Genomic DNA, 24957 nt, shown 5'->3' on the forward strand with positions numbered 1-24957 from the left:
ATAGGATCGTCATTCCCGCGCAGGCGGGAATCCATTGCCGCTTACGAGACGGGTCTATCCGAAAGGCCGGCCAGAATGGACCCCCGCCTTCGCGGGGATGACGGTAGAAGGTGTGCGCCTAGCCCCGCGGCTGCGCCCGGCGCTTTTCCCACGATCCCGCGATATGCTCGCGCATCGCCGCCGCGGCGCGGTCGGGGTCACCCGCGGCGATCGCCTCATAGACCTTGCGATGCGCAGCGTGGGTCAGCTTGACATGCTCGACGCTGAGCTTGCCCGAATAGCCGTGCGTACGCAGCGCTTCGGACTGGATGCCATCGATGATCGCCTTGCTCAGCCGGTCGCCCGACATATCCATGATGATGTCGTGGAAACGCAGATCCTCGACCACATAGGCCGAAGGCATCGTCACCAAAGTTTCGAGCTTGTCGATCTGGGCGGCCAGCTCGGCGACCGTTTCGGGCGTGGCATTCGCCGCCGCTTTCGCCGCCATCGCGGATTCGAGCAGGGTGCGGACCTCCGACAGATTGTCGAGATAGCGCAGCCCGTCCTCGCCCTGGAACAGCGCGGAGAGGATCATCGGATCGAGCATGTTCCACGCGCGGCTGCCGCGCACGATCGTCCCGCGGCCCTGCTGCGAGACGACCAGCCCCTTCTCGGTCAGCGCCGTCGTTGCCTCACGCACCACGGTGCGGCTGACATCGTACATCTCGCACAGCATATTCTCGGGCGGCAGCGCGGTGCCGACCGGATAGGTGCCCATGACGATTGCGTTGACTAGGTCCTCGACCACCGCGGTCGACAGACGCGGGCGCCGGCGGACCCGCTGATGCGCGGCCGTTACTTCGCTGTTCATTCGCCTGTCTCGCTCACCCGGTTCACTTCCCAATCGTTCTTGTACGCCCTCGTCCAGAAAGGGTGAAGCCGGAAAGCCCGATCCGTCAAGGGCTTGCAGTTCCGCGGGTTTACGGTTCGCGGGGGCTTGCGGATTTGGAAAGATAATACATACTATGTTTCGACAAACGGGCACGGACAGCCCGGCATAGGGGCGTCACCAAGCATGAAGATCACCGGATATCGCAGCCTGACGACGACCCATGACTGGGGACGTCCGGTGGGCGACGTCAACGGTGTCGTCCAGAGCGGCGTGACCGAGGTGCCGATCCTGCTGCTGGAAACCGATGGCGGCCTCACCGGCATCGGGCTCGGCCAGCATGTCGACATCGCCCGTGTCTTTCCCGCGGTGGAGGGACAGGATCCGCGTGCGGTGACCGCGCTCTACGATTCGATGTTGGCGCATGTGTTCAAGAGCGGCCATGCCGGCGCCACCTATGGCGCGATTGCCGCGGTCGACATGGCACTGTGGGACCTCAAGGCCAAGATGGCGGACGAGCCCCTGTGGCGCACGCTCGGCGCGCTCGACCGGTTCGTACCCGGCTATGCCTCGGGCCTGTGCTACGGCCTGTCCGACGACGCGTTCGCCGCGCACTATCGCGACTGGGCCGCGCGCGGCTTCACCTCCGCCAAGATCAAGGGCGGCCGCGACACCGCGCGCGATATCGACAGGCTGCTGACCGCGCGCGACATGCTGTCGGCCAATACCAGCCGGCCCGCGATGATGCTCGACGTCAACGAGGCGTGGAACGTCAAGCAGGCGGTGCGCCACCTCGCCGAGATCGAAGCCAGGCTCGACCTCACCTGGATCGAGGAACCGGTGCGCCGCTGGGATGCCGAAGGCCATGCCCGCATTTCGCGCGCCTGTCGCGCCGCGGTGGCGACGGGCGAGAATCTGACCGGGCTCGACCAGTTCACGCCGCTGTTCGATGCGCGAGCGGTCGACGTCGTCCAGACCGGCAGCGTCTGGGGCATCACTCATTTCCTGCGTGTCGCGACCGCGGCGCATGCCCGCAACCTTCCCGTCTCTCCGGTCGGCTATAATGCCAACCCGGTGGCGCATGCCGCGGCGGCAATGCCCAACATGATCGGGATCGAAGTGCAGGACTGGAATGCGCCCAAGGGGTTGAAGGTGGACCAGGTCATAACCGATGGCGGCATCCGCCTGGGCGATGCGCCGGGGCTGGGGATCGAGGTCGACGAGGCAGCGCTTGCCAATGGCGCCGCGCCCGGCTGGAACGGCAGCGGCGGACCGCATCGCCGCCCGCGCCATGCGGGGCTGCGGCTTGTGCCCGATGGGCCACAGGCCGCCGAATAACGACGATACAGAGAAAAGATCACCGGAGAGACCATGGCCAGCGCCGCCGACACCCACCCCGCCTACGTGCTCGGGCCGCAGCGGACCAAGCTTCAGCTGTCGCTGATGGTCAATTTCTTCCTGCTGATGGCGCTCTACAGCGGCGTGCTCGGCGTGCTGCTGCCCAACCAGATCGCCGAACTGGACGAAGGGTCGAAGGCGAACAACCTCGCGCTGATCTTCTTCATCACGTCGATCTTCTCCACCCTCACCACCCCGATCGCCGGCGCGTTGTCGGACCGCACGCGCAGCCGCTGGGGACGCCGATCGCCCTGGATCGCGATCGGCTCGCTGATCGGATCGCTCGCGCTGTTCGGTGTCTCATGGATGACCAGCTTCTGGTCGCTGATGGTGCTGTGGGTAATGGCCGCGGTCGCCTACAACTCGATGCAGCCGGCAATGACGACCCTGATCGCCGACCGCTTCGCGCCCGAGACGCGCGGGGCGGTCAGCGGTATCGTCGGCGCCGGGATGACCGCGGGGCTGACCGCGGGTACCGTCGTCGCGGGCTATCTCGCGGGCGAGCGTGCACTCGCCTATGGCCTGTTCGCAGGCGCCATCGCCGCCTCGTGCCTCGCCTTCGTCGCGATCAACCGCGAGCCACCGAGCGACCATCTGCCCCGCCGCGCGATGCGCTGGGGCGAGTTCCTCAAGGGCTTCTGGATCTCGCCGCGCGAGCATCCCGACTTCGCCTGGGCGTTCGCCAGCCGCTTCTTCATCTATATGGGGTATCAGGCGGTCGCGGCGTATCTGCTCTATATCCTTCGCGACTATATCGGCCTCGGCAACGACGCGTCGAACATAGCCATCGCCAATATGGCGATCGTCACGCTGATCTGCCTCGTCGCCTCCTCGCTCATCTCGGGCTGGCTCTCGGACAGATACCAGGCGCGCAAGCCGTTCGTGATCCTCGGCAGCCTGATCATGGGCTGCGCGATGGTCGCCCCGCTCGCAGTGCCGAGCATGCAGGGCATGTGGGCCTATGCCGCGATCATCGGGGTCGGATACGGCATGTTCATGTCGATCGACATGGCGCTGATGACCCAGGTGCTGCCCAAGAGCGCGCTCGGCGACGAGGGCAAGGATCTTGGCATCCTGACCACCGCCGTGAACATCCCCCAGATCATCAGCCCGGTGATGGCCGCGGGGCTGCTGCACCTCTTCGCCAATGATTACAGCGCAATCTTCTGGGCTGCGATCGTGTTCGTGTTCGGCTCGGCGCTCTGCGTGCTGCCGATCCGCGGCGTGCGCTGAGCGCCAACTTATAATACATATTATGATAATTTGACATACGGATTGGCTTGCGCCATTCTGACGTCAAATAAGGATCTCCAAGGAGGGGAAGATGAAGTTTCGCCGTGCCCTGTTGCTGTGTGCTGTTGCCGGAGGCGCATTGGCGCTGGCCCAGCCCGCCCTCGCGCAGGACGCGCCCGCGGCCGAGGAAGCCGCGCCCGCGGAAGAGGAAATCCTGGTCACCGGCATCCGCGCTTCGGAGCGCGCCGCGATCGACATCAAGCGCAACGCGGTCGCGGTGGTCGATTCGATCGTCGCCGAGGATCTGGGCAAGCTCCCCGACCAGAATGTCGCCGAGTCGCTGCAGCGCGTCGCCGGCGTCACGATCGAGCGTAACCGTGGCGAAGGCCGCTACGTCACCGTCCGCGGCTTCGGCCCCAAGTTCAACGCGGTCACCGTCAACGGTCGCACGCTCGCGACCGACAATAACGGCCGCGAATTCTCGTTCGACGTGATCCCCTCGGAAATCATCTCCGGCGCCGATGTGTTCAAGTCGCCCCAGGCGAACTTCAACGGATCGTCGATCGGCGCGACGGTGGATGTGAAGACGCTCCGCCCGCTCGACCAGAAGCAGGGCTTCAAGTTCGCCGCCGCCGGGACCGCGATGTGGTCCGAGATCGCGGACAGCTGGAACCCCGAATTCTCGGGCGTCGCGAGCTGGAAGAACGAATCCGGCACCTTCGGCATCGCGCTGGCCGGCGTCTATTCCGAGCAGGACAACCGGATCGACGAATTCACCATCGGCGCGGGCCATGTGAAGCGTTCGGCCGGCGACTCTTACTACAACCTCGCCGGCGTCTCGCGCGGACGCATCGGCGCGGGCGTGCAGAATTTCAGCGGCGTTTCGATGCCGTCGAACCTTTCGCCCTTCTTCTTCGAGCGCAACCTCAAGCGCTGGGCGGTCAACGGCTCGGTCCAGATGCGCCCGAGCGACACGCTCACCGTGACGGTCGATACGCTCTACTCGAGCGCGCGCTTCCGCGAGCAGCAGACCGGCCTCGCCTATGACTTTGCCGGCGGCATCCTCGCCGAGCAGGTCGTGCAGGGCGGCAGCGTCGTCAACGGCGTCCAGACCGGCGGCGAGGCGGTGTACCAGCGCTACACCGGCGGCTTCGTCGACCAGATCATCCAGTATGACGACCGCAACGTGACCACCGACCAGTTCGGCATCAATGTCGACTGGCGCCCGACCGACACGCTGCGCGTCCGCCTCGACGGCTCGCTCTCCGACGCGCGCCGCCGCGGCAAGGAGAACAACCTCTTCACGACGATCCGCCGCAAGAATGTCGACATGTGGTTCGACCGGCGCAGCGGTAACCCGATCTACGATTACGGCTTCACCAGCCCCAATTACGCCAATGCCGCGACCAACCCGCAGGGCATCACCGCGCATTACTATATCTGGGGCGGCGGATCGAACATCGATGACGAGATCGAGGAGTACAAAGCCGACATCGAGTGGAAGCCGGGCAACGGCAATCTGACGCTCTATGCCGGCGCGCTCGCGCAGAGCCGCATCAAGACGATCACCGCCGACGAGACGCCGTTCGGCGAACAGTGCACCTATTGCGACTCCAACCGCGCGCTCCCGCAGTCGCTGTTCTCGCCTACCAACCGCTATTTCTTCTCGGGCGGCGGCGGCAACATCATCCGCGACTGGCTGATCTACAGCCCGCAGGAAATGATCCGCACGATCGACCAGTTCGCGGCGCAGGACGGCAAGACGTTCAACCCCGGTGTCTTCTCGCCCTCCGCCTCGTCGGTGGTCGATGAGAAGGTCAAGGCCGCCTATGCGATGGCAGCGTGGCAGGGTCAGCTCGGCGGCATGGACCTCGCCGTCAATGTCGGCCTGCGTTACGAGGATACCGACTATACCTCGTCGGGCGCATCGCGGCAGGTGCTGAGCGCGCGGCCGACCGGCGGCGGGCAGAACACCATCGTCGTCTCGCCGGTCCAGCCGATCAGCTTCCGCGGCAAATATCACGACTGGCTGCCGTCGCTCAACGCACGCCTGAGTGTCACCGACGACTTCATCCTGCGCTTCGCCGCGTCGAAAGTGCTGACCCGCCCGACGCTGTCGGACCTGTCGCCGCGCCAGACGATCCAGACCAACCCGGGCAACGAGACGATCCGCCGCGGCAATCCCGATCTGCAGCCGTTCCGCGCCAAGCAGGTCGAGGTCGGCGCCGAATGGTATTTCGCACCCAGCTCGCTGCTCTCGGCCGCGGCGTTCTACAAGGACATCCAGTCCTTCGTGACGCTGGTCACCACGCCCCAGCTGGTCGATCAGGTGACCTTCCAGGTCACCGTGCCCGACAATGGCAAGGGCGCGACGGTCAAGGGCTTCGAGCTCGGCTACCGCCAGTCGTTCGACAATTGGCTGCCGGCGCCGTTCGACGGCTTCGGCGTCCAGGCAAGCTTCAACTATACCGACTCGAACGCGCAGTATCGCAACGCGGTGGCGAACGTGTCCTTCGGCCTCGAGGGGCTGTCCAAATATTCGTACAGCCTGGTCGGCTTCTACGAGAAATACGGGCTCCAGGCCCGCGTCGCCTACACCTATCGCGACAACTTCCTGCAGGTCGCATCGGGCCGCAATGGCGAGCCGGAATATTTCGACGCCTACGGCCAGCTCGACGTGAGCCTGTCCTACGACATCGGCAAGCACTTCACCGTGTTCGCCGACGCGATCAACCTCAACAACGCCCGCGAGTTCATCTACTCGGTGAGCGAGGATCGCACCAAGGAGTATCGCAAGACCGGCCGCCGCGTTTCGGCGGGTGTCCGCGTCCGCTTCTGATAGCCGCCTGCCACCCCTCCCCGGCACGGCTTAGGGGCGCTTCGCCAAGGTCTCGGACCAAGGCGGGGCGCCCCGTTTCATTTACTGGGACGCGTTGCCATAAAATGGTGGATGGCAATACGCCGCGCTTCGCCGCATACAGGGGAATTGACTGCGGCGCCTGAACCGGAGCGGCCGCGGCTGAAGCGGGGGCAGGAATCGGGTGCAGCGAATGAACCAGCAGGAAGCGATCGACAGGCAGGAACCCCGTTTCGGCCGGTTCGCGCGCAACATCCGCTCAAGCCACGATCAGGTGGCGCAGGTGCTGGGCAACGAGATCCTTTCCGGCGTCATCGCGCCCGGCGCGAAGCTGCCGCAGGAGGCGGAAATTCTCGCGCGCTTCGGCATCTCGCGCACGGTGCTGCGTGAGGTGTTCAAGACGCTGACCGCCAAGGGGCTGATCGTATCCAAGACGCGTGTCGGCACCACGGTGCTCGACAGTTCGCACTGGAACTATTTCGATGCCGACATCCTTGCGTGGAAGGTCAGCCAGGGCTTCGACATGGCGTTCCTGCGCGATCTGGCGGAGATCCGCGTCGCGATCGAATCCGCCGCTGCCCGCGCCGCCGCCGAACGCCGCACCGACGAAGATCTGGCCGAGATGCGCCGCCACCTCGCGGGCATGCGCGACGCGACCGACAGCGCGCGCGATTTCGCCGAGGCCGATCTGCAGTTCCATAAGTCGATTGGCCGCGCATCGGACAATGCCCTGATGCGATCGCTCTCCGCGGTGATCGAGACCGCGCTGATGGCCTCGTTCCGGATGAGCTCGCCCGTCAACGAGGCCGAAGAGCACCAGACCAGCGTCCATGGCCATGCCCAGATCGTCGATGCGATCGAGGCCGGGGACGGCGAACGCGCCGCGCGCGCCATGCGCGACATCATCGGCCATGGCGTCTCGCGGATCGAGAAAAGCACGGGCAAGCGCCGGAAATAACGTCCGCATCATTGGTTTCGCCGCGCAACCGCTGCGCCGTTGAATGATTGCGCCCAGCCCATATTAGTATTATTATATTTTCAATTCCCCGCGAATCCGAAGGAATTCGAAAGGGGGGCGAACGCCTATGGAGGGATTGGATGACCGAAGGCCAAGTGACCGGCAGCCTGTCGCGGCGACACTTCATGCATTGCGCCGCCTGCGCGACCACCGCAGCCGGGATGGGGGCACTGCCCGCGAGCGCACTCGCGGCGACCCAGGCCTCAGGCGCGCTGAAGGGCAAGGAGGCGATGCGCGAGTTCGCCTATGGCAAGGTCAAGCTCACCGGCGGCCGTATCAAGCGCCAGTTCGACCATATCCACGCGCATTTCCTGGCGCTCGACAATGACCGCATCCTCAAGGTGTTCCGCCAGAATGCGGGCCTTCCCGCCCCCGGGCCCGACATGGGCGGCTGGTACGACAAGGACGGTTTCGTCGCGGGGCTCACCATGGGCCAGTACATCTCCGGGCTCGCCCGCTATGGCGCGGCGACCGGCGATCAGGCGGCGCACGACAAGGTCAAGCTGCTGGTCAGCGAGTGGGGCAAGGCGATGGTCACCGCGACCAACCCCTATGCCGGTCCCAAGGCGCAGGCGCAGTGGGCCGCCTATGTCATGGACAAGTACGTCGTCGGCCTCGTCGACGCCTATCGCCTGAGCGGGGTCGAACAGGCCAAGACGCTGCTGCCGATCATCATCGAGAAGTGCCGCCCGTATATCTCGCCGGTCTCGCGCGACCGCATCGGCAAGACCGAGCCGCCCTATGACGAGACCTATGTCATCTCCGAAAACCTCTTCCACGTCGCCGAGATCACCGGCGACCGGAAATATCACGACATGGCCGTCCACTACCTGCTCAACAAGGAGTGGTTCGACCCGCTCGCGGCGGGCGAGGACGTGCTGCCGACCAAACATGCCTATAGCCACACGATCGGCAACGCGTCGGGCGCGCAGGCCTATCTGCATCTGGGCGACGACAAGTACCGCAAGGCGCTGATCAACGCCTGGAAGTTCATGGAGCCGCAGCGTTTCGCCTCGGGCGGCTGGGGTCCGGAGGAACAGTTCGTCGTGCTCGGCCAGGGCAACCTTGCCAAGAGCCTCAAGACCTCCAAGGCGCATTACGAAACGCCGTGCGGCGCCTTCGCGGACCTCAAGCTCGCGCGCTATCTGATCCGCTTCACCGGCGAGGCGCAATATGGCGACGGGCTCGAGCGCTCGCTCTACAACACGATGCTCGCGACCCGCCTGCCCGACAGCGACGGCGGCTATCCCTATTATTCGGATTACGGCGCGCAGGGGCAGAAGCGCTATTACCACCAGAAATGGCCGTGCTGCTCGGGCACTTTGGTTCAGGGCGTCGCCGACTATGTGCTCAACGCCTATTTCCACGACGACGACAGCCTGCTGGTCAACCTCTACACCCCGTCCGAAGTGACCTGGGACCGTCCCGGCGGCGCGGTCGAGCTGGTGCAGGAGACCGACTATCCGGTCGCGGACACGGTCAAGCTCAAGGTGCGCAAGGCCGGCAATGGCCGCTTCGCCCTCAAGCTGCGCATCCCGCACTGGACCAAGGGCGCGACGCTGCTGGTCAACGGCAAGGCGCAGGCGGTGACGCCGGGCCAGCTCGCGACGGTCAGCCGTATGTGGAAAGCGGGCGACATCGTCGAGCTCACCATCCCGCAGCCGCTGCGTACGCTGGCGATCGATCCTGAGAACCCGAACCTGCAGGCGGTGATGCGCGGTGCGGTGATGTATGTCGGCCTCAACCCGTGGGAAGGCATCGATCAGGAGACGATCGCGCTTCCGGGCGCACTCACGCCGATGCCGGGCCACGCCGAATCCTACCGGGCTAAGGTCGGCCAGCGGAACCTGGTGTTCGTGCCCTATTATGCGGTCGATACCGAGCGCACGACGACCTACTTCAAGACGGCGTAATGCGCCGCTTCGAGGGCAAGTGCGCCGTCATCTCGGGCGGCAACAAGGGGATCGGCCTCGCCATCGCCGAACGCTTCGCGTCGGAAGGCGCGAACATCGTCATCGGCGCGATCGAGGCCGACCTCTCGTCGGCGGAACAGGTGCTTGCGGGCTATGGCGTTGGCGTGGTCACGCAGCGCTGCGACGTGACCAGCGCGGCTGACGTCCGCGCGCTGTTCGAGGCCGCCGAGCAATATGGCGGCGTCGACATCGCGGTGCAGAATGCCGGGGTCATCACCATCGCGAAGGTCGAAGATCTGACCGAGCGCGAATGGGACCTCAACCTCTCGGTCAACACCAAGGGCGCGTTCCTCTGCTGTCAGGAGGCGATCCGGCGGCTGCGTGCGCGCGGCAAGCCCGGGCGGCTGATCAACACCGCATCGGGTCAGGCGCGCGACGGCTTCATCTATACGCCGCATTACGCCGCATCGAAGTTCGGCGTGATCGGCATGACCCAGAGCCTCGCCAAGGAAGTCGCCACCGAAAACATCAACGTCAACGCGATCTGCCCCGGCATCATCCACACCGACATGTGGGACTATAATGACCGCGAATGGGGCAGGCTGATGGGCGACTATGCCCCCGGCGCGCTGATGGACGAATGGGTGCAGGGCATCCCGATGAAGCGCGCCGGCACCGGCGCCGACGTCGCCGCGCTCGTCGCCTTCCTCGCCAGCGACGACGCCAGCTACATCACCGGCCAGACCATCAATGTCGATGGCGGCCTCATCATGTCCTAGGGATTTTGAATGGACCGGGTCACCGCCACCTATGAGATCGAAACCGCGTTCCCGCTGCAGCAGGCGGCGGAGACGATGGCGGGCGAGCAATCGACCGGCACCTTCGTCCGTGTGCCCGGCGAGACCGACGAACTGCGCGAAGCGCATGCCGCGCGGGTCGAGGCGCTGGTCGAGCTGGGCGAGGTCACCGAGCCTTCGTTGCCCGGATCCGGCACGCCAAAGAACTGGGACGGCAAGCGGCGACGCGCCCGCGTGCGCCTGTCCTGGCCAACCTCGAACATGGGCCTGTCGCTTCCCAATCTGCTGGCGACGATCAACGGCAACCTCTCCGAGCTCAAGGCCTTTTCCGGGCTCCGGCTGATCGACGTCAGCCTGCCACCGGAATTCCTCACCCGCTATCAAGGGCCGCAATTCGGCGTAGCGGGCACGCGCGAGCTTGCGGGGGTCCATGGCCGCCCGATCATCGGCACGATCATCAAGCCGAGCGTCGGCATGTCGCCAGAGGCCACCGCGGCGCAGGTCAAGATGCTGGTCGAAGCGGGCATCGACTTCATCAAGGACGACGAGCTTCAGGCCGACGGCCCGCACTGCCCGTTCGATGAGCGGATCAGCGCAGTGATGCGCGTGATCAACGAGCATGCCGACAAGACCGGCAAGAAGGTGATGTTCGCCGCCAACCTGACCGGCGAGATCGACGAGATGCTCGCCCGCCACGACCATGTCGTTGCGGAAGGCGGCACCTGCATCATGGCGAGCATGAACTCGATCGGCCTGCCCGCGATGAAGGTATTGCGCGCGCATGCGCAGCTGCCGATCCACGGCCACCGCAACGGCTGGGGGATGCTCGGCCGCTCGCCCGCGATCGGCATGAGTTACATCGCCTTCCAGAAGCTGTGGCGCCTCGCCGGGATCGACCACACGCATGTCAACGGCATCGACAACAAGTTCTGCGAGAGCAACGAGAGCGTGATCGCCTCGGCGCGCGAATGCCTGACGCCGATGTTCCCGGCCCCGCACAAGGGGTGCGAGATCATGCCGGTCTTCTCCTCGGGCCAGTCGGCGAAACAGGCCGCGCCGACCTATGCGGCACTTGGCAGCATCGACTGCATGTTCGCGGCGGGCGGCGGGATCATGGCGCATCCGGGCGGCCCTGCGGCGGGCGTCCGCGCGCTGCAACAGGCCTGGGAAGCTGCGGTGGCAGGGGTTCCGGTCGACCAAGCCGCGAACGGCGCACCGGAACTGAAGGCGGCGCTCGGCGCATTCGGCGGGTGAACCCGCTCTACGCCTTTGTCGGGGACGACTTCACCGGATCGACCGACGTGCTCGAGCAGCTGGCCGAGGGCGGCGTGCCGGCAGTATTGTTCCTGCGGACGCCGGACGCGGCGCTGCGCGCGCGCTTTCCGGAGGCGCGCGCGATCGGCATCGCCAGCGACGCGCGCAGCCGCCCGCCCGAGTGGATGGACGCGGAATTGCCCGCGATGTTCGCAGCGCTCGATGATGCGGGACTGATCCACTACAAGACCTGCTCGACCTTCGACAGCGCGCCCCATGTCGGTTCGATCGGACGGGCGCTCGACATCGGCGTGGCCGCGTTCGGCGGACCGGGAGCGATCGTCGTCGCCGCGCCCCATCTCGGCCGCTACGTCGTCTTCGCCAACCTCTTCGCGGCGGCGGGCGATCAGGTTCATCGCATCGATCGCCACCCGACCATGTCGCGCCATCCGGTCACGCCGATGCACGAGGCCGACTTGATCCGGCACCTCGCCGCGCAGACCAGCGCCCGGATCGGCCATGTCCCGCTCGACCGCATTCAGGCAGGCGAGACCGAGGCGGCATTCGATGCGGTACGCGGGCATGACGCTGTGCTGTTCGACGGCACCAGCTTTGCCGATCTCGCCGCGACCGGTGCAATCCTGCGCGCGCGCGGCATCCGCTTCGCCGCGGGCAGCTCGGGCGTCACGCGGGCGCTGGTGCTGGCATGGCAGGCGGAGGGCATCATCGATGGCAAGCCCGCCGTGACTCGCGCCGCCGAGACCGATCGTCTGCTGGTCGTGAGCGGAAGCTGCTCGCCCGTCACCGCACGTCAGATCGCCCGCAGCGCCGCAGACGGCTTCCTCCCCGCGCGCGCCGACGTGTCAGCGCTGCTTGAAGGATCGTCCGCCGAGGAGGCCCGCCTTGCCGATGCGGCGCTCGCCGCGCTGGCGCAAGGTAACCGCGCGCTGATCGCGTCGGCCGAAGGACCGCTCGACAGCGATGCGCCAGCCGCCGGCGAAAAGCTCGGCCAGGCGCTGGGCCGCATCACGCGCGATGTGGTGCGCCGCGCGAGCCTCAGGCGCGTGCTGTTCGCGGGCGGCGACACGTCGAGCCATGGCGTCGTGCAGCTCGGCATCGATGCCCTCAGCTGGGCCGCGCCGGTCGAACGCGGTGCGCCGCTCGTCCGCGCCCATTCGGCCGATCCCGCGATCGACGGGCTCGAGCTGGTGCTCAAGGGCGGTCAGATGGGCGGCGAGGATTTCTTCGAAACCGTTCGCAAGGGCGGCTAAGGGCAGGACGGCCGCAAAGGTCGCGTTAGGGAGATCGGAATGACACGGATCGCGCGTTGGGCGATGGGAACGGCATGGGTTGCGCTGGCAGCCACGAGCATGAACCCGAGCCTGGCACAGGACCGCGGTTCGCAATCCCCGCCCGATCCCGAAGCCTTCCGCAACCCGCCGCCCGAGGTCCGCCCGCACACCCTCTATTTCTGGATGAACGGCAACGTCACCAAGGAGGGGATCGACGCCGATCTTCAGGCGATGCGCGACATCGGCATCGGCGGCGTGCTGATGTTCGACGGCAGCAACGACGTGCCCAAGGGCCCGGTCGACTATCTGAGCCCGCAATGGCTCGACTTGATGACGCACATGATGGGCAAGGCCGACCAGCTCGGCCTCAAGGTCGGGCTGCATAATGCGCCGGGCTGGTCGTCGTCGGGCGGTCCCTGGATCAAGCCCGAACAGGCGATGCAGCAGATCGTGTGGACCGAAGCCCGTGTGACCGGCGACGGCATCGAGCCGGTCAGCATGCAGCTGCCGCAGCCTTATACCAAACATGGCTATTATCGCGACGCCGCGGTGATAGCCTTCCCCGCTTCGCCCGGAGACGAGACCGCCTATCGCGACGCGGTCGAGGCGATGGAGGCGGGCGTATCGGTCGTGCCTGCAACGCTCACCGACCGCGACCTGCACAGCGCGGTCGAGGTGTCGCCAACCGCGCCTTTGGTCGTGACGATGAAGGCGCCCTTCGCCGCGCAGGCGATCACGCTCTACGCGGTCAAGGAAGCGCCGAACTTCTCCGCGACGGTCGAAGCATCGGCGGACGGCGTCACCTGGTCGCGGATCGGCCGGGTCAATGTCGGCGCCGAGCGCGGGATCGAATCCCCCGGCACGCTCAACTTCGCGAGCGTCGAGGCGTCGATGTTCCGCATCACGCCATCGACGAAGGTACAGCTCGCCGAAGCCCTGCTCTACGCGACGCCGCGGATCGACAATTGGGACACCAAGGCCGAGCACGACTTCGTGATGGCGGCAGCGGTCGAGAAGCCGCCGCTGGATCTCAAAGCACGCTTTGCGATCGATCCGGCGCAGGTGATCGATATCAGTGCGAACGTCGATGCCGCGGGGACGCTCAACTGGACCCCGCCCGCGGGCGAGTGGACCGTGCTGCGCTTCGGCCACACACCAACGGGCAAGCTCAATGTCGCGGCGTCGGATTCGGGGCGCGGGCTCGAGGTGGACAAGCTCAGCACCGCTGCGGTCGATCATCAGTTCGACAGCACGCTGGGCAGAGTGGTGAAGGCAGCCGGTCCGCTCGCGGGCAAGGCGTTCGACATGGTCGAGATCGACAGTTTCGAAGCCGGGATGCAGAACTGGACACCCGCCCTCCCCGCCGATTTCGCCAAGCGCAACGGCTATGCGATCACGCACTATCTGCCCGCGCTGACGGGCCGGATCGTCGGTGACCTCGACGTCTCCAACCGCTTCCTGTTCGATTTCCGTCGCACGCTCGCCGATCTGATGGCCGACAATTATTATGGCCGGATGCAGCATCGCGTGAACGATGCGGGGCTGAAGTTTCATGTCGAGGGCTATGGCCCCGGCGCGTTCGACGCGCTTCAGGTATCGGGCCGCGCGCAGGTGCCGATGACCGAATTCTGGTCGCGCACGCCCTGGACCGATAACCGCACGGTCAAGATGGTCGCCTCTGCGGGCCATGTGTACGGCAAGAATGTGATCGCCGCCGAGGCCTTCACCGGCGAGGCGGAGACCAGCCGCTGGCAGGACTATCCCTATGCGATGAAGGCGCTGGGCGACCAGATGTTCGCGCAGGGGTTCAACCAGATCTTCTTCCATCGCTGGGCGCACCAGCCCAACCCCAAGGCATTGCCCGGCATGGCGATGGGGCCGTGGGGCATCAACCTCGAGGCATCGAATACCTGGGTGCCGCAGGCGAAGCCGTGGATGGAGTATCTCTCGCGCAGCCAGTACATGCTGCGTCAGGGCATCTATGTCGCCGATGTGCTCTACTTCGTCGGCGAGGACAGCCCTAACCAGGCCGAATATGTCCGCCCGCAGGTCTCGCCCGACACCCATCCGAAGATCGGCGTGCATTTCGATCCGCAGGTGCCCGGCGGCTACCAATATGATCTGGTCAATGCCGAGGTGCTGCTGACCCGCGCCAGGGTCAAGGACGGGCGGATCGTGCTGGCCAACGGCGCGACCTACCGCCTGCTCGTCATCCCGCAGGATATCGCCAGCATGACGCCGCAGCTCGCCGCCAAGGTGCGCGAGCTGGTCGAGGCGGGGATGGCGGTGCTGGGGCGCAAGCCCACGCATCCGATGACGCTGACGGGCAAGGCGGACAATGACGCCGCCTTCCGCGCTGCGGTCGATACCGTGTGGGGCGACGGCAAGGCGGCGCGCAAGGTGGGTGCAGGCCGCGTCTTCCCCGGCGGGTCGGTGGGCGACGCGCTGACCGCGCTCAAGGTCGCGCCCGATGCCGAGTGTCGCACCGCCACGCCCGACGGACAGGTCGCATGGCTGCACCGCAAGGCGGGGCCGACACACATCTATTTCGTCGCCAACCGCCAGCGCCGCGCCGAGCGCGTCACCTGCACCTTCCGCGTCGGCAGTGCCGCGCCCTCGCTATGGGATGCGGAGACCGGCAATGTCACCCGCGCGACCCTGTTCAAGACCGAGCGCGACAAGACCGAGGTCACCTTCGACCTGTCGCCGGCCGGGTCCACCTTCGTGACGCTCGACTTCGCGGCAGGCGCGCGGCGGATCGACTGGGTCGCGAAGGACGGAGTGCGCTTCGTCGATACTGCCGCAACGCCTGCCGCAACGGCTCCGGCGCCATCGAACAGCTTCACCATCTCGCTCTGGGCCAAGCCCGATATCGACCTTCGGCTGATGCCCGATGAAAGCGTCGAGGGGCGTATCAACGAAACCGGGAAGCAGTATCTGATCTCGGCCCGGTCCGGCAGCGATGTCCATGGCCCCAAGACGGCAATCGCCGGCCTCGCACTCGGCCGCAACGGCGCCTTCGTGCTCGAGCGGGCGGCGCCCGACAGCGTGCCTGCGGTGCTGGTCAGCCACACGCCCGTGGCGGGGTGGACCCATATCGCTTTGGTCTATGACAAGGGCACGCCCAGGCTCTACCTCAACGGCAAGCCCGTCCGCACGGGCAAGAAGAGCGGCCGCACCGTCTTTGCCGGCGGCGGCGATGCACCCGCGCCGGTCGGCGTCACCTATTTCTTCGAGGGTAATTTCACCCCGTCACGCACCGAAGCACGCGTGCTCACCCCGCAGGAGATCGCGGCCGAGGCTGCCGCAGGTCCGCCCGCGCCGCTGCTCGCCACCGCGCCGGCCGAGGTGTCGCGCGACCGCTATGGCGATCTGCAGGCGCTGGTGTGGGAGAGCGGCGTCTACACCACCAGCGACGGCGGCAAGTTCAAGGCCGAGCTTCCCGCGCCGCTCGCAGTCACCGAACCCTGGAACATCGCCTTCCAGCCCGGCCGCGGCGCACCCGCGCAGATCACCCTGCCCGGCCTCTATTCCTTGAGCCGCCATGCCGATGCCGGCGTGCGCCACTTCTCGGGCACCGCAACCTACACGAACAGCATCGACATCCCCGAGGATACGATCCGCAAGGGCCGCCGCATCTTCCTCGACCTTGGCCGGGTCGAGGTGCTGGCGGGGGTCAAGGTCAACGGCAAGGATCTGGGGGTGACCTGGAAGGAACCCTATCATGTCGAGATCACCGATGCCGTGAAGCCGGGGAGCAATGCGATCGAGCTTGCGGTCACCAACCTCTGGGCCAACCGGATGATCGCCGACGCCGCGCTTCCCGAGGAAGGTGATTTCGTCGAGGGCGACTGGCCGATCGGCCAGCGCATCGCCACCGACGGCAAGAAGACCGACGTGATGGCGCGCAAGATCACCGCGCTGCCCGACTGGTACAAGACGGGCAAGGCCAAGCCCGCCGGTGGCCGCGTCACCTTCACCCCCTGGGCCTTCTACCAGCCGCACGAGGCACTGCTCGACTCCGGGCTGCTCGGCCCGGTGCGCGTGGTGTTCGCGGACACGGTGAAGGTCGAGTAACGCACCACCGTCATCCCGCACAAAAAAGCCCCCGCAGCGCGGCTGCGGGGACGAGAGGGGGAACTTGCTTCGGGCCGGGTCAGAGGGTGAAGCGGACACCGGCCATCACGGTGCGTGAGTCCTGCTCATAGTTGCCGGGACGGGTCGGCACGCCGAAATAGGTGCGGGTCTTGGACCGCAGCAAATTGCCGCCTTCCACCGTCACGGTGATCTTGTCGGTGATGTCATAGCCGATCGACGCATCGAGCCAGTCGCGCGCGCGGGTGTAGACGGGCACGTTGGTGACGATGTCGTTGCTCAGCAGGCTCGAATAGAATTTGTCGCGCCAGTTGTACGCGAGCCGCGCCGAGAGGCCGCCCTTCTCGTAGATCAGGCTGGTGTTGAAGCTGTGCTTCGACAGGTTCGCGATCGGGGTCTGCAGCCCCGCGACCGAGGTATCGGTCTTGCTGTCGACGAAGGTGTAGTTCGCCTGCACGCCAAAGCCGCTGAGCACACCCGGCAGGAAATCGAAGAAGGTCTGGCCGCCGACTTCGAACCCCTTGATCTTGCCGCCCAGCTCGTTGGTCGGGCGGCTGATGCTGTAGTCGATGCCGTCGATCGACTGCGGGCTGGTGCGCGTGACCAGGAAGTCCTCGATCTCGCGATAGAAGCCCGCAATGTAGAGCGATGTGCTGCTCGACGGATAATATTCGAGGCTCGCGTCGAGCTGGTTGGCGCGCAGCGGCCGCAGATCGGGATTGCCCGCCGAGCCGGTGCGCTGTCCCGGCACCAGCGACAACGTCGGCGACAGGCTGCTGAAGCCCGGCCGCGTCAGCGTCTTCGCCGCGGCAAGCCGCAGCTGCAGATTGTCGGTGAAGCGGACGCGGACGTTCGCGCTCGGCAGCACGCTGATATATTGCGAGTCGATCTCCACCGGCGCGTAGCCGGTCTGGTCGAACACCGCGGGATTGCCTGGCCCGGTGCCGGTGCCCGGCCGCTGGGTGAACAGCGCACGTGTCCCCGTGACGTTGAGGTTGGTGCGGATGATGCGGGTGCCGACATTGCCGTCGATGCGCACCGGTCCGTCCACCTCGAACTTGCCCATCACATAGCCGGCCAGCGTGCTCTCGCCGATCTTGTACCCGAACAGCGGGTTGAACGACGCGGTTGCGGTGATGCCGAGCCGCTGGCGCACCGCGTCGAACCCGTCGCCATCGAGCAGATTGTGGTTCGCGGCGTAGAAATTCTGCTCGATCAGATTGGTGCCGCCGAACATCTGGTTGAGCGGATTGAGCACGAACAGGTCGCTATAGGCCGATGCCTGAAGCGGCACGCCGCCCGCGCTCGGCGTCTGCGAGAAGCGCAGCTGGTCCTGCGTCACATCGGCATCGGTCCAGCGGACGCCGAAGTGCATCGACTTGAGAAAATTGCTGTTGATCTCGAACCAGGCGTCGGTGCGCAGCTGCTTCGATTCGGTCTCCGACAGGTTGATGTTGCGGGCGAGCCCCGCGATCACGAAGCTGTTGAGGCTGGCGAGGTTGACCCCGCTCACCCGTGCCGTGCCGGGGAGCGTCGTCACGTCGAAATCGACGCGCGGCGCGGTCGTGTCGAGGTTGAGCTCGGTATAATAGAGCTGGCCGTTGCCGCGCGTGTACGCCGCGTCGATCGACAGATGCGCAGGGCCGGCATCGTACTTGATCCCGCCTGCGATCTGCCAGCTCTCCTCATAGGCATCGCGATCCGCGCCAAAGGTACGGACGGGGACGTTGGTGAAGGCGATCTTGCTGACGTCCTGCGTGCCGCTGAAATACTCGACCGATCCGGGCACGAAGCTGCGATTGCGCAGCGAGCGGATGTACGCGCCATATTGCTGCTGCAGCTGGTTGGCGTCCTGATAGGTGCCCTGCAGGTAGAATTCGAGTTCCGGATTGGGCTTGTACTGGATCACCGCGTCGATGCCGATACGGCGGCGGTCGGCATTGATCACCGGCTGGTACTGCTCGGAGAGCGAGGCGACGCCAGCGCCGATGCCCGGCTGCCCGACCGGCGCGCCGACATTGACGACATGGCTTTCGAACGCGCGCTGCTGAAACGATCCGGCGACGAGGATGCCGAACTCGCCATCGCCGACATCCCAGCTGTTGCTGACCAGTGCCGAGGCCATCGGATCGACCTTGTCAGGCAGGTCCGAATAGCGGCCGCGCAGCGAACCGCTGAGCGTGAAGCCCTTCTTGTCGAGCGGCTTGCGGGTGACGACGTTGATCAGGCCGCCGATGCCGCCCTCGACCAGATCGGCAGACGGCGTCTTGTAGACATCGACGCGCGCGATCAGCTCGGCCGGAATATTCTCGAGATCGACACCACGGCCATTGCCGCCCGAACGGCCGTTGAAGGTCGAGGCAACCTGCGACAGGCCGCGGATCGTGATGCCCGATCCCTCGCCGCGGTCGCGGCCGACCTGAATGCCCGACACGCGCTGAAGCGCCTCGGTCACATTCACGTCGGGCAGCTTGCCGATATCTTCGGCAACGATCGAATCGACCACCTGATCGGCATTGCGCTTCAACCCCTGCGCCGACTGGAGCGAGCCGCGGATACCGGTGACGATGACGTCGGATTCGGCAGGGTCCGCCGGTGCCGCGCCGTCCTGGGCCGCCGCCGGCATCGCCGCGATGATCGCGCAGAAGGCGCCACCGGCGAGAAGATGGGTGTGAAGACGCATGCGGTGTTTCCCTCTCCCTGACGCGCCTTTGCGACGCGATTCATATAATATGATAATTCACATATAGCCCGGGAGGGTCAAGTATTTTGTCAGACTATTAAGATGTAACGGAAGAGCGCGGCACCCGCGTCTCGGGTGGACTAGCTATCGGGCTGCACGCCCGGTTGCGTTCCGGCCGGGCGCGAACCCCAGAGCGCGTAGAACAGCACGTAAAGCTCGCACGCCGCAGTGAGCAGGAACGAGAGTTGAAGCCCCCATTGGTCCGCCAGCCAGCCCTGGACGATCACCAGCGCGCCGCCGGCGATCGCCATGATCAGCAGGCCCGACCCTTCCTCGGTGAGCGGCCCCAGCCCCCTGATCCCCAATGTGAAGATCGTCGGGAACATGATCGAGTGGAAGAAGCCGACCAGGATCAGCGCCCACATCGCCGCAGGGCCGGTCGCGAAGGTCGCGACCAGCATCACAGCAAATGCGCCGACCGAGAAAGCGGCCAGGACATGACCGGCGTCGAACCGCTGCATCAGCGCGCTCCCGGCAAAGCGCCCGGCCATCATCCCGCCCCACAGGAACGTCAGATATCTGCCCGCCTGCTCGTGCGTCAGGCCGGCGATGTCGGGTTGGCTGACAAAGTTCACGAACAGGTTCGCGACGCCGATCTCGGCGATCAAATAGATGAAGATCGCCGGCACGCCGAAGACCAGATTGCGATGCTTCCAAAGCGAGTGGTTGCGGCGTTCCTCCTTCGCGACACGGCGGGTTGCCATCCCCATCGCAGGGAGCGGGAAGCGCGCGATCACCAGCGCCAGCACGACCAGCGCGACAGCGACGAGGCCATAGGGCAGGATCACCGATTGCGCATCGGCAAGGCGCTCCGCCTGGGTCAGGACGGTGCCGGCCTCGGACGTGCCGCCTTTCGACCGCCCGAGGATCAGCCAGGCGCCGAAGGCAGGCGCGAGCATGGTCCCGGCCGAGTTCATCGCCTGCACCAGATTGAGGCGCGACGAGGCGGTCTCAGGCTTGCCGACGACCGCGACATAGGGGTTGGCCGCGACCTGAAGCAGCGTGATCCCGCTGGCGATGACGAACAGCATCACCAGCGTCACGCCATAGGAAGGGATGCTGGCGGCGAGCATCATCCCCGCCGCCCCCGCCGCCATCACCAGCAGGCCGGCGACGAGCGACCGTTGATAGCCGATCCGCTCGATCAGCCTGGCCGAGGGGATCGACGCGACGAAATAGGCGATGAACCAGACGCTCTCGATCAGCGTGGTCCGGGTATAGTCAAGGTCGAACACGCTGCGCAGGTGCGGCAGCAGCGTATTGTTGATGACGGTGATGAAGCCCCACATGAAGAACAGGCTGGCGAGCAGCGCGAGCGCAGGCCGGTAATCGAAGCCGGCCGCGCCGGCTTCTGTCGAGACTGTCGCGGCCGACGGTGAAAGCGCCATCCTGTCCTCCCTTGCGGCCGCACCGCTTCCGATCATGGATGCTTGCCCGTTTATTTCTCTGACTATATGCGTGACGACAAGACCGTCAACGGGGAGCCGGGCGTGAAGACAAGTCTATGCGTTGCGCTGCTCGCCGGCGCAGTTTGCGCCCCCGCGCTGGCCGCAGACGCGGTGCGCGAGCCGGCGGGACGCCTCGCAGACGGCAGCCCGATCGAAGCGGTGACCTTGCGCAACGGCAAGGGCGTCGCCGCGCGGATCATAACCTATGGCGCGGCGCTCCAGTCGCTTTCCGCGCCGGACCGCACCGGCAGGACCGCGGAGATCATCCTGGGTCACGACACTGCTGCGGACTATGAGGCCCGCCCGAACTATTTCGGGGTCACCGCCGGCCGCTATGCGAACCGGATCGCGGGCGGCCGTTTCACGCTCGACGGACGCACCTACCAGCTGTCGCAGAATGACGGCGCGAATTCGCTCCACGGCGGCGTCCGCGGCTTCGACAAGCGCAACTGGCGGATCGTCAGCGTTTCGAACGGCCCCGTCGCGCGGGCCGTCCTGCACCTCACCAGCCCGGACGGCGATCAGGGCTATCCGGGCAAGCTCGACGTGACCGTCACCTATGCGCTGGACGAACGAGGCGATCTCGAGATCGCATTCGATGCGCGAACCGACAGGCCCACGGTCGTCAACATGACCAACCACGCCCTCTTCAACCTGGCGGGCGACGGCGCGCCCGAGGGTACCGCGCGGCAGCGTCTGACGATCCCCGCCCGATCCTATACCCCGGTCGATGCCGGGCTGATCCCGACGGGAGAATTGAGGCCGGTCGAGGGCAGCGTCTTCGACTTCCGCGCGCCGCGCCTGATCGCCGCCGGCCTTCGCGACGGCCGCGATCCGCAGATCGTGATCGGGCGCGGCTACGACCATAATTTCGCGCTCGACAAGGGGCAGACGGCAGCGCCGGAACTGGCCGCGCGGCTGGAAGATCCGGTCTCGGGCCGCGTGCTCGAAGTGCTCTCGACGGAGCCCGGCCTGCAATTCTACAGCGGCAATTTTCTCGACGGCACGCTGACCGGCCGTTCGGGCCGCGTCTATCGCATGGGCGACGGCATCGCGCTGGAGCCACAGAAGTTTCCCGACGCGCCGAATCAGTCCAGATTCGCCTCAGCCCGTATCGACCCCGGCACGCCCTACCGGCATGTCATGATCTACCGCCTTTCGACCCTTCCCTGAGTATCCAATGACAGAAGATCGCAAACTCCGTTCCGCCGCCTGGTTCGACAATCCGGACAATATCGACATGACCGCGCTCTATCTGGAGCGCTATCTGAACTTCGGGCTCAGCCTCAAGGAGCTGCGCAGCGGCCGCCCGATCATCGGCATCGCCCAGACCGGCAGCGACCTTTCCCCGTGTAACCGCCACCATCTCGTCCTTGCCGAGCGGGTGCGCGAAGGGATTCGCGACGCGGGCGGAATCGCGATCGAGTTCCCCGTCCATCCGATCCAGGAGACCGGCAAGCGCCCGACCGCGGGGCTCGACCGCAACCTCGCCTATCTCGGGCTGGTCGAGGCCCTCTACGGCTATCCCCTCGACGGGGTGGTGCTGACGATCGGCTGCGACAAGACGACGCCCGCCTGCCTGATGGCGGCGGCGACGGTGAACATCCCCGCCATCGCACTCTCGGTCGGGCCGATGCTCAACGGCTGGCATAAGGGCGAGCGCACCGGCTCGGGCACGATCGTCTGGAAGGCGCGCCAGATGCTCGCCGCGGGCGAGATCGACGACAGCGAGTTCATCCGCCTCGTCGCGTCGTCGGCCCCCTCGACCGGCTATTGCAATACGATGGGCACCGCGACGACGATGAACTCGCTGACCGAGGCGCTGGGCATGTCGCTGCCCGGATCGGCGGCGATCCCCGCGCCGCATCGCGACCGGCAGGAAATCGCCTATGCTACAGGCCTGCGCGCGGTCGAGCTGGTGCGCGCGGACGTGAAGCCGTCCGACATCCTGACCCGCGACGCGTTCGAGAATGCGATCGTCGTCAATTCGGCGATCGGCGGATCGACCAACGCGCCGATCCACCTCGCCGCGATCGCCCGCCATATCGGCGTCGATCTGCCCATCAACGCCTGGCAGGAGAAGGGTCACGCGGTACCGCTGCTGGTCAATCTCCAGCCTGCCGGCGAGTATCTGGGCGAGGATTATTACCGCGCCGGCGGCGTGCCCGCGGTGGTCAGCCAGCTTATCGATGCCGGCCTGATCCACGAGGACGCCGCCACCGTGAACGGCCAGTCGATCGGCGCCAACTGCCGCGGCGTCGAGATCGAGGACGAGAAGGTGATCCGCCCCTTCTCCCGGCCGCTCAAGGAAGCCGCGGGCTTTATCGTGCTGCGCGGCAATCTGTTCGACAGCGCGATCATGAAGACCAGCGTGATCTCCGACGAGTTTCGCGACCGCTATTTGTCCAACCCCGACGATCCCGACGCATTCGAGGGACCGGCGGTCGTGTTCGACGGGCCGGAGGACTATCATGCGCGGATCGACGACCCGGCGCTCGGCATCACGCCCGAAACCCTGTTGTTCATGCGCGGCGCGGGACCGGTGGGCTATCCCGGCGCGGCGGAGGTCGTGAACATGCGCCCGCCCGCCTATCTCATCCGCGAGGGCGTGCACGCACTGCCGTGCATCGGCGACGGGCGGCAGTCGGGCACCAGCGGATCCCCTTCGATCCTCAATGCCAGTCCCGAAGCCGCGGCGATGGGCGGACTCGCGCTGATCCGCACCGGTGACCGGGTCCGCATCGATCTGGGCAAGGGCACCGCGGACGTGTTGATCCCCGACGCCGAGCTGGCCGGGCGCCGCCGCGCGCTGACGGAGGCAGGCGGCTATCGCTACCCCGCCTCACAGACCCCCTGGCAGGAGATCCAGCGCAAGCTGGTCGGCCAGATGGAAAGCGGCGCGATCCTCGAAGGTGCCGAGCGCTTCCAGCGCATCGCCCAGACCCAAGGCCTGCCGCGCGACAACCACTGACGGAGGCTCCGGGCCCGGCAAGGGTCGCCTGATTTAGTCAGACATTTATTCCGGACAATGCCGGCCTGATGCTTTGCGCAGGGAATATGCTATGCCCATGACGAACAAGGGCGAATGTCGCGGGAAACGGGTTCGTTGGACATCGAGGATCAGGACGGCGGCGCGCCGCAGGCAGGCCGGGGGACCGGCCGTCGGCTGCGCGGGGCGGTCGCGCATTATCTGGGCACCGCGATCGTCAGCGGGGCGATCCAGCCGGGCGAGCGGCTGACCGGCGAAGTCGACAATTCGGCCGCGCTCAACGTGTCGCGCAGCGCCTATCGCGAGGCGGTTCAGGTGCTGACCGCGAAGGGGCTGGTCGAAAGCCGGACCAAGGCGGGCACGCGCGTACTGCCGCGCAGCCGGTGGAACCTGCTCGACCCCGATGTGCTCGCCTGGGCGTTCTCGGGCGAGCCCGATATCGGCTATGTCCGCGACCTGTTCGAGCTGCGCGCAATCGTGGAACCCGCTGCGGCGCGGCTCGCGGCCGAGCGGCGCGACAAGGAGGATATCCGCGCGATGCGCGATTCGCTCAGCCGGATGCGCCGCCACACGCTCGCGACCGAACCGGGGCGCACCGCGGACCGCGATTTCCACGATGCGGTCCTGCGCGCCTCGCGCAACGCCGTGCTGATCACACTCAGCGCCAGTATCGGCGCCGCGGTCAACTGGACCACCCAGTTCAAGCAGCGCGGGCGCGCTCTGCCGCGCGACCCCGTGCCCGACCATGTGCGGGTAGGCGATGCGATCATTGCCGGCGATGCCGATGCCGCCGAAACGGCGATGCGCGCGCTGGTCGAGCTTGCCTTGCAGGACACGCGCTCCGCCATGGCCTGAACCGCGTCTGCGGCGCCAATTTTAATTCTCAGACAAAATTTGCGCGCGCCCGTTGCCCGGCACGCGTGCATCTGATAGCCAAATAATCCTATTATATGTAAAAACTGAGGGCGGACGCCGCCCCGGCAAGGGAGAGTGAAGCCGCGACGGCAGCGCCTGTCCGCGTCCCTCCCGGCATGACAAAGGGAGGGCTG

General features: G+C 66.2%; 15 protein-coding genes. 12 read left to right on the forward strand and 3 right to left on the reverse strand.

The window, feature by feature from the left end:
- Nucleotides 1-118: 118 nt before the first annotated feature.
- Complete coding sequence (locus AC07TU_RS01025; RefSeq protein ID WP_495186055.1) at nt 119-853, reverse strand: FadR/GntR family transcriptional regulator; 735 nt, start codon at nt 851-853, stop codon at nt 119-121.
- Nucleotides 854-1057: 204 nt separating this feature from the next.
- On the opposite strand from AC07TU_RS01025, the gene AC07TU_RS01030 reads away from it, so the two are divergent.
- From AC07TU_RS01030 to AC07TU_RS01070, 9 genes are all read left to right on the forward strand, one after another.
- Nucleotides 1058-2209 (forward strand): mandelate racemase/muconate lactonizing enzyme family protein, encoded by a 1152-nt coding sequence (locus tag AC07TU_RS01030; protein ID WP_495186056.1) that lies wholly within the window; start codon nt 1058-1060, stop codon nt 2207-2209.
- Between the two features lie 33 nt (nt 2210-2242).
- The gene (locus AC07TU_RS01035; RefSeq protein ID WP_495186057.1) at nt 2243-3502 is read left to right on the forward strand and encodes an MFS transporter; all 1260 of its coding nucleotides are present in this window, start codon (nt 2243-2245) and stop codon (nt 3500-3502) included.
- A 91-nt stretch (nt 3503-3593) separates the two neighbouring features.
- Nucleotides 3594-6341: a TonB-dependent receptor gene (locus AC07TU_RS01040; protein ID WP_495186058.1), complete on the forward strand. Its 2748-nt coding sequence runs from the start codon at nt 3594-3596 to the stop codon at nt 6339-6341.
- 211 nt (nt 6342-6552) lie between these two features.
- Complete coding sequence (locus AC07TU_RS01045) at nt 6553-7317, forward strand: FadR/GntR family transcriptional regulator (protein ID WP_495186059.1); 765 nt, start codon at nt 6553-6555, stop codon at nt 7315-7317.
- A gap of 140 nt (nt 7318-7457) precedes the next feature.
- Nucleotides 7458-9290: a beta-L-arabinofuranosidase domain-containing protein gene (locus tag AC07TU_RS01050; RefSeq protein ID WP_495186060.1), complete on the forward strand. Its 1833-nt coding sequence runs from the start codon at nt 7458-7460 to the stop codon at nt 9288-9290.
- Entirely contained in the window at nt 9290-10069 is a 780-nt protein-coding gene (locus tag AC07TU_RS01055) for an SDR family NAD(P)-dependent oxidoreductase (RefSeq protein ID WP_495186061.1), read from the forward strand. Before AC07TU_RS01050 ends, AC07TU_RS01055 begins: the two co-directional genes overlap by 1 nt.
- Before the next feature lie 9 nt (nt 10070-10078).
- The gene (locus AC07TU_RS01060) at nt 10079-11341 is read left to right on the forward strand and encodes a ribulose-bisphosphate carboxylase large subunit family protein (protein WP_495186062.1); all 1263 of its coding nucleotides are present in this window, start codon (nt 10079-10081) and stop codon (nt 11339-11341) included.
- Complete coding sequence (locus AC07TU_RS01065) at nt 11338-12612, forward strand: four-carbon acid sugar kinase family protein (protein ID WP_495186063.1); 1275 nt, start codon at nt 11338-11340, stop codon at nt 12610-12612. Before AC07TU_RS01060 ends, AC07TU_RS01065 begins: the two co-directional genes overlap by 4 nt.
- Before the next feature lie 39 nt (nt 12613-12651).
- The gene (locus AC07TU_RS01070) at nt 12652-16710 is read left to right on the forward strand and encodes a glycosyl hydrolase (protein WP_495186064.1); all 4059 of its coding nucleotides are present in this window, start codon (nt 12652-12654) and stop codon (nt 16708-16710) included.
- 79 nt (nt 16711-16789) lie between these two features.
- On the opposite strand, the gene AC07TU_RS01075 is transcribed toward AC07TU_RS01070, so the two are convergent.
- Together AC07TU_RS01075 and AC07TU_RS01080 are read right to left on the reverse strand one after the other, a co-directional pair.
- Nucleotides 16790-19411, reverse strand: a complete 2622-nt coding sequence (locus AC07TU_RS01075; protein ID WP_495186065.1) for a TonB-dependent receptor — start codon at nt 19409-19411, stop codon at nt 16790-16792.
- 140 nt (nt 19412-19551) lie between these two features.
- Complete coding sequence (locus AC07TU_RS01080) at nt 19552-20859, reverse strand: sugar MFS transporter (RefSeq protein WP_495186066.1); 1308 nt, start codon at nt 20857-20859, stop codon at nt 19552-19554.
- A 66-nt stretch (nt 20860-20925) separates the two neighbouring features.
- Between AC07TU_RS01080 and AC07TU_RS01085 the strand changes: the two genes are divergently transcribed.
- From AC07TU_RS01085 to AC07TU_RS01095, 3 genes are all read left to right on the forward strand, one after another.
- Complete coding sequence (locus AC07TU_RS01085) at nt 20926-22092, forward strand: aldose epimerase family protein (RefSeq protein ID WP_495186067.1); 1167 nt, start codon at nt 20926-20928, stop codon at nt 22090-22092.
- Nucleotides 22093-22099: 7 nt separating this feature from the next.
- Complete coding sequence (locus AC07TU_RS01090; RefSeq protein ID WP_495186068.1) at nt 22100-23890, forward strand: IlvD/Edd family dehydratase; 1791 nt, start codon at nt 22100-22102, stop codon at nt 23888-23890.
- Between the two features lie 114 nt (nt 23891-24004).
- Nucleotides 24005-24763 carry a FadR/GntR family transcriptional regulator gene (locus AC07TU_RS01095; protein WP_495186069.1) on the forward strand — a complete coding sequence of 253 codons (759 nt, stop codon included), beginning with the start codon at nt 24005-24007 and terminating at the stop codon, nt 24761-24763.
- Nucleotides 24764-24957: the final 194 nt, after the last annotated feature.

The organism is Sphingomonas sp. GW821-FHT03E12, assembly GCF_059420685.1.